Annotated in this window: 14 protein-coding genes and 4 tRNA genes; 6 read left to right on the plus strand and 12 right to left on the minus strand. The window is 72.2% G+C overall.

All coding sequences use genetic code 11. The annotated features are described in order from the left end of the window. Positions 1-26: 26 nt before the first annotated feature. A tRNA-Trp gene (locus IF45_RS0118545) sits at positions 27-99 on the minus strand. A 203-nt stretch (positions 100-302) separates the two neighbouring features. Between IF45_RS0118545 and IF45_RS0118550 the strand changes: the two genes are divergently transcribed. The 3 genes from IF45_RS0118550 to IF45_RS0118560 all read left to right on the plus strand — a co-directional run bounded on the left by IF45_RS0118550 (position 303) and on the right by IF45_RS0118560 (position 3,443). Further along, positions 303-1,529 (plus strand): pyridoxal phosphate-dependent aminotransferase, encoded by a 1,227-nt coding sequence (locus tag IF45_RS0118550; RefSeq protein WP_030308451.1) that lies wholly within the window; start codon positions 303-305, stop codon positions 1,527-1,529. A 139-nt stretch (positions 1,530-1,668) separates the two neighbouring features. Further along, on the plus strand, positions 1,669-2,784 hold the full coding sequence (locus IF45_RS0118555; RefSeq protein ID WP_008408100.1) for an adenosine deaminase: 1,116 nt from the start codon (positions 1,669-1,671) through the stop codon (positions 2,782-2,784). Positions 2,785-2,810: 26 nt separating this feature from the next. Then, the gene (locus tag IF45_RS0118560) at positions 2,811-3,443 is read left to right on the plus strand and encodes an NAD(P)-dependent oxidoreductase (protein WP_030308453.1); all 633 of its coding nucleotides are present in this window, start codon (positions 2,811-2,813) and stop codon (positions 3,441-3,443) included. Between the two features lie 15 nt (positions 3,444-3,458). Here IF45_RS0118560 and IF45_RS0118565 read toward each other — a convergent pair whose 3' ends face one another. From IF45_RS0118565 to IF45_RS0118590, 6 genes are all read right to left on the minus strand, one after another. Beyond that, a complete protein-coding gene (locus IF45_RS0118565) occupies positions 3,459-4,514 on the minus strand; it encodes a UDP-N-acetylmuramate dehydrogenase (RefSeq protein WP_010638881.1) in 1,056 nt (351 codons plus the stop codon). Positions 4,515-4,567: 53 nt separating this feature from the next. Further along, entirely contained in the window at positions 4,568-4,996 is a 429-nt protein-coding gene (locus IF45_RS0118570) for a MaoC family dehydratase (RefSeq protein ID WP_030308455.1), read from the minus strand. 5 nt (positions 4,997-5,001) lie between these two features. Continuing rightward, the gene (locus IF45_RS0118575) at positions 5,002-5,454 is read right to left on the minus strand and encodes a MaoC family dehydratase N-terminal domain-containing protein (RefSeq protein ID WP_003948670.1); all 453 of its coding nucleotides are present in this window, start codon (positions 5,452-5,454) and stop codon (positions 5,002-5,004) included. A gap of 155 nt (positions 5,455-5,609) precedes the next feature. Further along, entirely contained in the window at positions 5,610-5,774 is a 165-nt protein-coding gene (rpmG, locus tag IF45_RS0118580; protein WP_003948671.1) for a 50S ribosomal protein L33, read from the minus strand. A gap of 91 nt (positions 5,775-5,865) precedes the next feature. Next, positions 5,866-5,938, minus strand: a tRNA-Met gene (locus IF45_RS0118585). Between the two features lie 50 nt (positions 5,939-5,988). Then, positions 5,989-6,061: transfer RNA gene (locus tag IF45_RS0118590), tRNA-Thr, on the minus strand. 330 nt (positions 6,062-6,391) lie between these two features. Between IF45_RS0118590 and IF45_RS0118595 the strand changes: the two genes are divergently transcribed. Both IF45_RS0118595 and IF45_RS0118600 read left to right on the plus strand, forming a co-directional pair. Beyond that, complete coding sequence (locus tag IF45_RS0118595; protein WP_008408116.1) at positions 6,392-7,654, plus strand: amidohydrolase family protein; 1,263 nt, start codon at positions 6,392-6,394, stop codon at positions 7,652-7,654. A gap of 61 nt (positions 7,655-7,715) precedes the next feature. Continuing rightward, entirely contained in the window at positions 7,716-8,372 is a 657-nt protein-coding gene (locus IF45_RS0118600; RefSeq protein ID WP_003948674.1) for an SDR family oxidoreductase, read from the plus strand. Positions 8,373-8,469: 97 nt separating this feature from the next. Here IF45_RS0118600 and IF45_RS0118605 read toward each other — a convergent pair whose 3' ends face one another. Both IF45_RS0118605 and IF45_RS0118610 read right to left on the minus strand, forming a co-directional pair. Beyond that, positions 8,470-8,796: a hypothetical protein gene (locus IF45_RS0118605; RefSeq protein ID WP_226660291.1), complete on the minus strand. Its 327-nt coding sequence runs from the start codon at positions 8,794-8,796 to the stop codon at positions 8,470-8,472. A gap of 148 nt (positions 8,797-8,944) precedes the next feature. Next, positions 8,945-9,026: transfer RNA gene (locus tag IF45_RS0118610), tRNA-Tyr, on the minus strand. A 212-nt stretch (positions 9,027-9,238) separates the two neighbouring features. Here IF45_RS0118610 and IF45_RS0118615 point away from each other — a divergent pair. Continuing rightward, positions 9,239-9,727: a YajQ family cyclic di-GMP-binding protein gene (locus IF45_RS0118615; protein WP_003948676.1), complete on the plus strand. Its 489-nt coding sequence runs from the start codon at positions 9,239-9,241 to the stop codon at positions 9,725-9,727. A 66-nt stretch (positions 9,728-9,793) separates the two neighbouring features. Here IF45_RS0118615 and IF45_RS0118620 read toward each other — a convergent pair whose 3' ends face one another. From IF45_RS0118620 to htpX, 3 genes are all read right to left on the minus strand, one after another. After that, positions 9,794-10,060, minus strand: a complete 267-nt coding sequence (locus IF45_RS0118620) for a GlsB/YeaQ/YmgE family stress response membrane protein (protein ID WP_003948677.1) — start codon at positions 10,058-10,060, stop codon at positions 9,794-9,796. 179 nt (positions 10,061-10,239) lie between these two features. After that, the gene (locus tag IF45_RS0118625) at positions 10,240-10,632 is read right to left on the minus strand and encodes a YccF domain-containing protein (RefSeq protein WP_003948678.1); all 393 of its coding nucleotides are present in this window, start codon (positions 10,630-10,632) and stop codon (positions 10,240-10,242) included. Beyond that, positions 10,629-11,489: a zinc metalloprotease HtpX gene (htpX, locus tag IF45_RS0118630; protein WP_003948679.1), complete on the minus strand. Its 861-nt coding sequence runs from the start codon at positions 11,487-11,489 to the stop codon at positions 10,629-10,631. The genes IF45_RS0118625 and htpX overlap by 4 nt, the downstream gene beginning before the upstream one ends. Positions 11,490-11,526: the final 37 nt, after the last annotated feature.

Raw genomic sequence — 11,526 nt, forward strand, 5'->3', positions numbered from 1 at the left:
ACACATCCTGGCGATGGAGTGTGTAGCAGGGCCGGAGGGACTTGAACCCCCAACCGCTGGTTTTGGAGACCAGTGCTCTACCAATTGAGCTACGACCCTTTGATGTACCCCAACGTACCGCATCCGCTCCCGTGCACTGTGTGCCGGTGATCAGTGCGGCCCGCTGAGGGCCAACGAGGTGAGAGTGTACGTGTTCTCAGGCCGGGCGTCGAACACGATCCTCCGCCGGGCCCGCCGGGGCGGGTGACCGAGGGATGAAACCCGTGTGCCCGCCGTGTTTCCGGTCTGGAACCATGGGGCCCATGAGCGCTGCAACCCCTCCCACCGAGCGCCGGGTCTCCGCGCGCATCGGCGCGATCTCCGAGTCCGCCACTCTCGCCGTCGACGCGAAGGCCAAGGCCCTCAAGGCCGCCGGGCGTCCCGTCATCGGATTCGGGGCCGGTGAACCGGACTTCCCGACCCCCGACTACATCGTCGACGCCGCCGTCGAGGCGTGCAAGAACCCCCGGAACCACCGCTACACGCCGGCCGGCGGGCTCCCCGAGCTGAAGGCCGCCATCGCCGCCAAGACGCTCCGCGACTCCGGCTACGAGGTCGACCCGGCCCAGATCCTGGTGACCAACGGCGGCAAGCAGGCCATCTACGAGGCGTTCGCCGCGATGCTCGACCCGGGCGACGAGGTCATCGTCCCGGCGCCGTACTGGACGACATACCCCGAGTCGATCCGGCTGGCCGGGGGTGTCCCGGTGGAGGTCGTCGCCGACGAGACCACCGGGTACCGGGTCTCCGTGGAGCAGCTGGAGGCGGCCCGCACCGAGCGGACCAAGGTCGTCCTCTTCGTCTCGCCCTCCAACCCGACGGGCGCCGTCTACGACCGCGCGCAGACCGAGGCGATCGGCCGCTGGGCCGCCGAGCACGGCCTGTGGGTGATGACCGACGAGATCTACGAGCACCTCGTCTACGGCGACGCCGAGTTCACCTCGCTCCCCGCGATCGTCCCCGAGCTGCGCGACAAGTGCGTCGTGGTCAACGGCGTCGCCAAGACGTACGCGATGACCGGCTGGCGGGTCGGGTGGATCATCGGCCCCAAGGACATCGTCAATGCGGCCACCAACCTCCAGTCGCACGCCACCTCCAACGTCTCCAACGTCGCCCAGGCCGCCGCGCTCGCGGCCGTCTCCGGCGACCTGTCGGCGGTGGAGAAGATGCGCGAGGCCTTCGACCGCCGCCGCCGGACCATCGTGCGGATGCTCGGCGAGATCGACGGCGTCGTCTGCCCGGAGCCGGAGGGCGCCTTCTACGCGTACCCGTCGGTGAAGGGGCTGCTCGGCAAGGAGATCCGCGGCAGGCGCCCGCAGAGCTCGGTCGAGCTGGCCGCGCTGATCCTGGAGGAGGTCGAGGTCGCGGTGGTCCCGGGCGAGGCGTTCGGCACCCCCGGCTACCTGCGGCTCTCCTACGCGCTCGGCGACGACGACCTGGTCGAGGGCGTCTCCCGGATGCAGAAGCTGCTGGCCGAGGCCCGCGACTGAGCGGACGCCTTCCCACGCGCTGCGGCGCGGGTCCCCGGAGCGCCGGGGACCCGCGCCGCAGCCGTTTCTGCGTTCGGGCAACCACCCGTACGGGGAATCCCGTTGCCGCCCGGGGGCAGGCGTACGGCAAGATCCTGGGATGTTGAGTTCTTCGGGAGGACCCCTGCGCACCCCGACCGCCCGCGACGTGCGGCTGCTGCCCAAGGCCCACCTCCATCTGCACTTCACCGGCTCGATGCGGCCCGGCACGCTGCTGGAGCTGGCGGACAAGTACGGGGTGCGGCTGCCGGATGCGCTCACCTCGGGGCGCCCGCCGAAGCTCCGCGCCACCGACGAACGCGGCTGGTTCCGCTTCCAGCGCCTCTACGACACCGCCCGCTCCTGCCTGCGTGAGCCGGACGACATCCGGCGGCTGGTCCGCGAGGCGGCCGAGGAGGACGTACGGGACGGCTCGCGCTGGCTGGAGATCCAGGTCGACCCGACCTCGTACGCCCCGCTGCTCGGCGGGCTCACCCCGGCGCTGGAGATCATCCTGGACGCGGTCGACAGCGCGTCGCGGGAGACCGGGCTCGGGATGCGCGTGGTGGTCGCCGCCAACCGGATGAAGCACCCGCTGGACGCCCGGACCCTGGCCCGCCTCGCGGTGCGGTACGCGGACCGGGGCATCGTCGGCTTCGGCCTCTCCAACGACGAGCGGCGCGGCATGGCCCGCGACTTCGACCGGGCCTTCGCCATCGCCCGCGAGGGCGGCCTGCTCGCGGCCCCGCACGGCGGCGAGCTGAGCGGCCCCGCCTCCATCCGCTCCTGCCTCGACGACCTGGACGCCGCCCGGATCGGCCACGGCGTCCGCGCCGCCGAGGACCCCCGGCTGCTGGGTCTTCTCGCCGACCGCCAGATCACCTGCGAGGTCTGCCCCGCCTCCAACGTGGCGCTCGGCGTCTACGACAAGGAGGGCGACGTCCCGCTGCGCACCCTCTTCGACGCGGGCGTCCCGCTCGCCCTCGGCGCCGACGACCCGCTCCTCTTCGGCTCCCGGCTGGCCGCCCAGTACGAGATCGCCCGCCGCGAGCACGGCTTCAGCGACGCCGAACTGGCCGAGCTGGCCCGCCAGTCGGTACGTGGCTCGGCGGCGCCGGAGGAGGTGCGGCGCGGGCTGCTGGCGGACATCGACGCGTGGCTGACCGGTACCTCGGTGCCGACCGCCCGCGACGAGGCGGCCCCGCGCGACCGGGCCGACCTGCGCGACCCGGCCTGACCCCGTCTCTCACCCGAGGAGTTGCCATGCGGATCACGGTGTTCGGCGCGACGGGCGGTGTCGGCGGCGAGGTCGTCCGGCAGGCGCTGGAGGCCGGCCACGAGGTCACGGCGGTGGTCCGCGACCCGGCGGCACTGAAGGCCGGCGGTGAGCGGCTGGAGGTGGCCCGCGCCGACCTCGCCGACGCCTCGGCGCTCGGCCCGCTGCTGGCGGGCCGCGACGCGGTCCTCTCCGGCCTCGGTGCGCGCGGCCGCCGTACGGACGGCCTGGTCACCCGGCTGACCGGCGCCGTCGTCGCGGCGATGGAGGCCGAGGGCGTCCGCCGCCTGGTCATGGTGAGCGCGGCCCCGGTGGTCCAGCCGCCCCCGGACGAGCCCCTGACGGCCCGGCTCACCCTCGCCGTCGTCCGCCAGGTCTTCGGGGAGGTCTACGCCGACCTCGCCGGCGCCGAGGCCCTGCTGGCCCGTTCCGGCACCGAGTGGACGGCGGTGCGCCCGCCCCGCCTGACCGACGGCCCGCTGACCGGCACCTACCGCCGCGTCACCGGCGGCAACCCGCGCGCCGGCCGCTCCCTCTCCCGGGCCGACACCGCCCACGCGATGCTGGGCGCCGTCGAGGACCCGGGCACGGTCCGCCGGGGCGTGGGGGTCGCGTACTGACGGCCGCCCTCCGGCTCAGAGTTCGACGCCGACCGTCACCGGCTCGTTGACCAGCGTCACCCCGAAGGCGTCCCGGACCCCGGCGACCACCTCGCGGGCGAGCGCGAGCAGGTCCTCGGTGGTGGCGGAGCCCCGGTTGGTCAGGGCGAGGGTGTGCTTGGTGGAGATGCGGGCGGGTCCCTCGCCGTACCCCTTGGTGAAGCCGGCCTTGTCGATCAGCCAGGCGGCCGAGGTCTTGGTGCGGCCCTCGCCGGCGGGGAAGGCCGGCGGGTGGACGTCGGGGCCGAGGCGGTCGGCGACGCGGCCGAGGAAGGCGGCGAGCTGGGCGTCGTCGAGGATCGGGTTGGTGAAGAAGGAGCCGGCCGACCAGGTGTCGTGGTCCTCCGGGTCGAGCACCATGCCCTTGCCCGCGCGGAGCTTGAGCACCGTCTCCCGGGCCTCGGTGAGCGCGACCCGCTCGCCCTGCTCGGTGCCGAGGGCGCGGGCCGTCTCGGCGTACCGGAGGGGGGCGGAGAGCCCGTCGGCGTCCTCCAGGCGGAAGCGGACGCGGAGTACGACGTACCGCTCGGGGTCGGCCTTGAAGCGGCTGTGCCGGTAGGAGAAGGCGCACTCCTCGGCGGTGAGGGTGACGGTCTCCTGGGCGCGGCGGTCGTAGGCGACCACCTCGGTGATGGTCTGGGCGACCTCCTGGCCGTACGCCCCGACGTTCTGCACGGGGACGGCGCCGGCGGAGCCGGGGATTCCGGCGAGGCACTCGATCCCGGCGAGCCCGGCCTCGACGGTGCGGGCGACGGCGTCGGTCCAGACCTCGCCGGCCGCCAGTTCCAGTGCGGTGCCGTCGAGACGGAAGCCCTTGGTGGCGAGGAGCAGCGCGGTGCCCTCGAAGCCCTTGTCCCCGATGACGAGGTTGGAGCCGCCGCCGATGACCAGCAGCGGGGTCCCGGAGGCGTCGGCCTCGCGGACTGCGGCGATCACCTCGTCGTCGGTGGTGGCCGTCAGCAGCCTGGTCGCGGGCCCGCCCAGGCGGAAGGTGGTCAGCGGGGCGAGGGGAGCGTCATGGAGTTCCTGCACGGCACCAGCGTACGGGGGCAGGCCGGTCGCGCGACCTGCCCCCGCCGCCCGGCTCAGGCCAGCCGGACGGTGGCCCGGCTCATGCCGAGCACCTTCTTGCCGTCGCTCATGGCGGTGAGGTCGACGCGGACGGTGCCGTCGTCGTTCTTGACCGCGACCTTGCCGGAGACCTCGATCAGGGCGCCGGTGTCGTCGTCGGGGACGACGACCGGCTTGGTGAAGCGGACGCCGTAGTCGACGACGGCGCCCGGGTCGCCGGTCCAGTCGGTGACCACCCGGATCGCCTCGGCCATGGTGAACATGCCGTGCGCGATGACGTCGGGCAGGCCGACCTCCTTGGCGAACCGCTCGTTCCAGTGGATCGGGTTGAAGTCGCCGGAGGCGCCCGCGTACCGCACCAGGGTGGCGCGGGTCACCGGGAAGCTCTGCGTGGGGAGTTCGGTGCCGACCTCGACGTCGGCGTGGGAGATCTTCGCGGCCATCCGGCTCATCCCTCCTCGGCGGCGCGGGCCACCAGCTTGGTCCAGGCGGTCACCACGTGCTCGCCGGCCTCGTCGTGGACCTCGCCGCGGATGTCGAGGATGTCGTTGCCCGCCATGGACTTGATCGCCTCGATGACCGAGGTCACCGTCAGCCGGTCCCCGGCCCGCACGGGCCGCGTGTACGCGAACTTCTGGTCGCCGTGGACCACCCGGCTGTAGTCCAGGCCGAGCTGCGGGTCCTCGATCACCTGCCCGGCCTCGCGGAACGTGAGGGAGAACACGAAGGTCGGCGGGGCGATCACGTCCGCGTACCCGAGCGCCTTGGCCGCCTCGACGTCGGTGTACACCGGACTGGTGTCGCCCACCGCCTGGGCGAACTCGCGGATCTTCTCGCGGCCCACTTCGTAGGGCTCGGTGGGCGGATACGTCCGCCCCACGAAGGACTGGTCGAGCGCCATGGGCCCGATACCTCCTGGTTCACCGGAACTTGTGTCGTACGACTCATCCTGGCACCCCGCGCCGACAGCACCGGCGGCGGTCTGCACAAACGCCATGAGGCCGCCCCCTCGGAAGGGGACGGCCTCATGGACGAGCCTGTTTGATCAGCCCTCGATCAACGCGTCTCGCGGTGCGCGGTGTGCGCGTTGCAGCGCGGGCAGTGCTTCTTCATCTCCAGTCGGTCCGGGTTGTTACGCCGGTTCTTCTTGGTGATGTAGTTCCGCTCCTTGCACTCCACGCAGGCCAGCGTGATCTTCGGGCGGACGTCGGTGGCAGCCACGTGAGTGCTCCTGATGACGAACGGATGGAAAGGTCTTGCACAAAAAAGAGTAGCCGATCGAAGGACCGACCCCACAATCGGCTACTTTTCGTAGCGGTGACCGGACTTGAACCGGTGACACAGCGATTATGAGCCGCTTGCTCTACCGACTGAGCTACACCGCTGCGATGTGATCCGGACCCCCGCCCGAAGGCGGAGGCCCCTTTCACACCAGAGCCCCAAAACGGAATCGAACCGTTGACCTTCTCCTTACCATGGAGACGCTCTGCCGACTGAGCTATTGGGGCGAGCGAGGAAGACATTACACGCCCACCCGCCGATCGCCCAAATCCGATTCGGCACCCCTGGCACTCGCCCCGGCCGGACCCGCCCGCCCCACCGTCCTCGCAGGTCCCGGCGGTCCCCCGGCCCGCGCCGGACCCCCGCAGCCCACGCCGGTACGACTTATCCGCTCCTCCTCGATGGCGCTCCGGAGGCGGCCTAGGCTCGGCCACACACGGTGTGATCTTGATCGACGCAACGTGACGCCGCCCCACCGCGCCCGTGCCGCGGTGGCCGAACGGGTGCGGCCCGCGGGTCAGCAGCGCCCGCCCGCCGCCCGAGCCCCCAGGAGCGCGATGTCCGACAGCCAGCCGCAGCCTTCGCCGTCCCCCGGCTCCCCCGGGTCACCCGGCGGACCGGGCGGTGCCGACGTCCTGCTGACCGGGGCCACGCTCACCGACGGCCGCACCGTCGACGTCCGCCTCGGGCGCGGCCGCATCCAGGCCGTCGGCACCGCCGGCAGCCTCGCCCCGCTCGGCCTGCGCGTCGACCTCCGCGGCTACCTGCTCCTCCCCGCCCCCGCCGAGCCGCACGCCCACAGCGACCTCGCCCTCACCGCCGACGCCGCCGGTCCCGTCTCCCCCGACCCGGCCGACGTCCAGCGCCGCGCCACCGAGGCCGCCCTGCTCCAGCTCGGCCACGGCGCCACCGCGCTCCGCTCGCACGTGCGCATCGGCGACGTGCAGGGCCTCGGCGCCATGGAGGCCGTCCTCCAGGCCCGCCGGGCGGTCCGCGGCCTCACCGAGCTGACCGCCGTCGCCATGCCCCGGCTGCTCACCGGCGTCGCCGGGGCCGACGGGCTCGCCATGCTCCACGACGCGGTCAAGATGGGCGCCTCCGTCGTCGGCGCCTGCCCCGACCTGGACCCGGACCCGACCGGCTGCGCCGAGGCCGTCCTCGACGCCGCCGCCCAGCACGGCTGCCCGGTCGACCTGCACACCGACGGCTCCGACCCGGTCCGCCTCACCCGCCTCGCGGCGATGGCGGGCGGGCTGCGCCCCGGGGTCACCATCGGCCCCTGCGACGGGCTCGGCCGCCTCCCCGCCGACGTCGCGGGACGCACCGCCGAGGCACTGGCCGCCGCCGGCATCACCGTGGTCTGCCTCCCGCAGGGCCCCTGTGGCGGCCTGGAGCGCCGACGGGGCCACGACACCCCGGTCCACCTGCTGCGGGCCGCCGGGGTCCGTGTCACGGCCGGCAGCGGCGCCCTGCGCGACCTCGCCAACCCGGTCGGCCGCGGCGACCCCCTCCAGGCCGCCCAGCTGCTCGCCTCCCGGCACGGGCTGCGCCCCGACGAGGCGTACGAGGCGGTGGCCGGCGCCGCCCGCGAGGCGCTCGGGCTCGCCCCCGTGCGGATCGAGGCGGGGTTCCCGGCGGAGCTGTTGGCGGTGCGGGGGACGGGGCTCTCCGAGGCGCTCTCGCTCGGGTACAGCCGGATCGTGGTCCACCGGGGCCGGGTCGTCGCCCGGACCAGCGCGGTGCGCGAGTACTGCGACTCGGCCACCGCGGCCGTCTCCGACCTGCCGCGGCAGGGGCGCACCGGGACCGAACCGGCCTGAGCGGCACGCCGGTTCGGCGCTGGACGGGCGGGACGGGGCGGCCGGGCGTACGGTCGGGATCATGCGCATTGTCATCGCTGGTGGACACGGAAAGATCGCCCTGCGGCTGGAGCGGCTGCTCGCCGCACGCGGAGACGACGTGACAGGACTGATCCGCAACCCGGAGCAGGTCGACGACCTGCGCGAGGCGGGCGCCCAGGCCGTCCTGTGCGACCTGGAGTCGGCGACCGTCGAGGAGGTCACCGAGGTGCTGCGGGGCGCCGACGCGGCGGTCTTCGCGGCCGGCTCGGGCCCGGGCAGCGGCACGGCCCGCAAGGAGACCATGGACCGCGACGGCGCCGAACTCTTCGCCACCGCCGCCGAACGCGCCTCGGTGCGCCGCTTCCTGATCGTCTCCTCGATGGCCGCCGACGCCGGCCACCCGGGCGACGAGGTCTTCGACGTCTACCTCCGGGCCAAGGGTGCCGCCGACGACGCGGTCCGGGCCCACCGGAACCTCGACTGGACGGTCCTGCGCCCCGGCTCCCTCACCGACGACGCCGGCACCGGCAAGGTCCGCCTCGAAGCCTCCACGGGCCGCGGCAGCGTCCCGCGCGACGACGTGGCCCGCGTCCTGATGGAGCTGATCGACACCCCGGCCACGGCGGGCCTCACCCTGGAACTGATCTCCGGCGAGACCCCGGCGGCGGTCGCGGTGAAGGACGTCGCGGGCAACTGATCCGGTCCCGCCCGCTTCGCGGACGCACACGGCACACACGACGAACCCCCTCCTTCCGCTCCGGAGCGGAAGGAGGGGGCAGGCTCTCGGCTGCGGGTCAGTTGATCTGGATCGCCGTCTCGTGCGCGGCGGCCACGGCCCAGGCCGTCTGGCCGCCACAGCTGTACACCGAAGCGGCGGACGAGTTCGCGACGACCCACGAGCCCCGGTGCTTCGAATCGGTCCCGCGGTAGTCCCGGCACGTCACGATGACCCGCACGTAACCGGCGCCTCCGGCGCACTCCGCGTAGCCCTTGACGCTCTTGGCGTCGACATAGCTCTTGCAGCCGGTCGGCCCGGCGGCCGACGCCGGGGCGGCCGAGGCCAGCCCGAGCCCGAGAACCGCCACCGCCGCGAGGCCCGCCGCCGAGATCTTCCTGGTCATGCTCATTGCTTCTCCCCGTTGTGTTCTGACGTGACCAGGTCACTCTGGGCTCTGCGCGCAACCTGATCAAGCTGTTTAAGGGGAGCGGGAAACGAAAGATCCCCTCCTCCTGCTTCGAGAAGCAGGAGGAGGGGATCTCCACCCAGTGTGGCGGCGCCAGGATTCGAACCTGGGAAGGCTGAGCCGGCAGATTTACAGTCTGCTCCCTTTGGCCGCTCGGGCACACCGCCTGGGATGCCGCCTCGCAGCCCCGCTTCGGGGCGGTGCTCCGTGGCAACGACGTAAACGATACCTGATGCGTGGGGGTGGTCCGCCACTCGGTTGTTCGCGGGCCCGGGGTGACGGTGGTGGCTAGTCTTTGCGGGTGCGGCCGGGGCGGAACCCCGGCCGCCGCTCTGCCCGACCGTTGCCAGCACACCACCGAATCAAGGAGCCACAGGACATGGCCGACTCCAGTTTCGACATCGTCTCGAAGGTCGAGCGGCAGGAGGTCGACAACGCCCTCAACCAGGCCGCCAAGGAGATCTCGCAGCGTTACGACTTCAGGAACGTCGGGGCGTCGATCGCCTGGTCCGGCGAGAAGATCCTGATGGAGGCCAACTCCGAGGAGCGGGTCAACGCCATCCTCGACGTCTTCCAGTCCAAGCTGATCAAGCGCGGGATCTCGCTGAAGGCCCTGGACGCCGGGGAGCCGCAGCTCTCGGGCAAGGAGTACAAGCTCTTCGCCTCCATCCAGGAGGGCATCTCGCAGGAGAACGCCAAGAAGGTCGCCAAGCTCATCCGCGACGAGGGCCCGAAGGGCGTCAAGGCGCAGGTGCAGGGTGACGAGCTGCGCGTCAGCTCCAAGAGCCGGGACGACCTCCAGGCCGTGCAGGCCCTGCTGAAGAACCAGGACTTCGACTTCGCGCTGCAGTACGTCAACTACCGCTGACCCGGGGACCGCGACGGCGTACGGCACAACGGCGGCCGCCCCTGGTCAGGGGCGGCCGCCGGCGGTTCAGCGTCGGGAATGGCCGAAGAGCAGACGGTAGGCGATGAGCAGCACCAGGGAGCCGCCGATGGCGGAGACCCAGGTGGCGGCGTCGAAGAACTCGTTGGCGATGGGGCGGTCCAGGAAGCGGCTGGATATCCAGCCGCCGATGAAGGCGCCCGCGACGCCGATGAGGATGGTGCCGATGAAACCGCCCGGGTCGCGCCCGGGGAGGATGATCTTCGCGATTGCTCCGGCCAGCAGGCCGAGAATGATCCAGCTGATGATGCCCATGCGGTGATCCTGCCTCTCGCAAACATGTTCATGCGTCGGGCGGGTACATGTCGTGGATCTTCACCGCAGGCCCCTCCGCGGCACACACCGCGGTCCCCCGTGCGGGTCGTCGTTCCATGTGCCCGGACGCCGTCCTCCCAGGAGGACGTGGACGGCGGACGCGTGGTTGCCCGGAGGCGTCAGCGGGCCGCGAAGGGCTGGTCGGTACGGACGATCTCGCGGCCGAGCGGCATCAGGGAGACGGGGATCAGCTTGAAGTTGGCGATGCCCAGCGGGATGCCGATGATCGTGACGCACAGGGCGATGCCGGTGGTGATGTGGCCGAGCGCCAGCCACCAGCCGGCCAGGACCAGCCACAGCACGTTCCCCACGCAGGACGGGGCGCCCGCGTCGCGCCGCTCGACGGCGGAGTAGCCGAAGGGCCAGAGGGCGTAGACGCCGATCCGGAACGCGGCGACGCCGAACGGGATGCCGATGATCGTGATGCAGAGCAGCACTCCGGCGACCATGTAGGCGAGGAAGAGCCAGAAGCCGCTCAGGACCAGCCAGATGATGTTCAGAAGGGTCTTCAACGACGGCCTGCCATCTGTTCGAGTCGGGCGATGCGCTCCGCCATCGGCGGGTGCGTGGAGAACATCTTCGCCATCGTCTCCCCCGGACGGAAGGGATTGGCGATCATCATGTGGCTGGCCGTCTCGATGCGCGGTTCCGGGGGCAACGGCAGCCGTTTCGTACCGGCGTCCAGCTTACGCAGGGCGGAGGCGAGGGCCAGAGGGTCTCCGGTCAGCTGGGCGCCGGAGGCGTCGGCCTCGTACTCGCGGCTGCGGCTGATGGCGAGCTGGATGACGGAGGCGGCGAGCGGGCCGAGCAGCATGATCAGGAGCATGCCGAAGAGGCCGGGGCCCTCGTCGTTGTCGGAGCGGCCGACGGGGATCAGCCAGGCGAAGTTGACCAGGAACATGATCACGGAGGCGAGGGCTCCGGCGACCGAGGAGATGAGGATGTCGCGGTTGTAGACGTGGCTCAGCTCGTGGCCGATGACGCCGCGCAGTTCGCGCTCGTCGAGGAGGCGGAGGATGCCGTCGGTGCAGCAGACCGCGGCGTTGCGCGGGTTGCGGCCGGTGGCGAAGGCGTTGGGGGCCTCGGTGGGCGAGATGTAGAGGCGGGGCATGGGCTGGCGGGCCTGCGTCGAGAGGTCCCGGACCATGCGGTAGAGCTGGGGCGCCTCGAACTCGCTGACCGGCCGTGCCCGCATGGCGCGCAGGGCCAGTTTGTCGCTGTTCCAGTACGCGTAGGCGTTGGTGCCGAGAGCGACGAGGAGCGCGACGAACAGCCCCGTCCGGCCGAAGAAGCTGCCGATGACGAGGATGAGCGCGGACAGGCCCCCGAGGAGTACGGCGGTTTTCAGCCCGTTGTGCCGGCGGTGCACGGTACGCCCTCCAGGATGGTGCGGCAGGGGAGCCCTT

This window comes from Streptomyces albidoflavus, from assembly GCF_000719955.1.
GTDB classification, from domain to species: Bacteria; Actinomycetota; Actinomycetes; order Streptomycetales; family Streptomycetaceae; genus Streptomyces; species Streptomyces albidoflavus.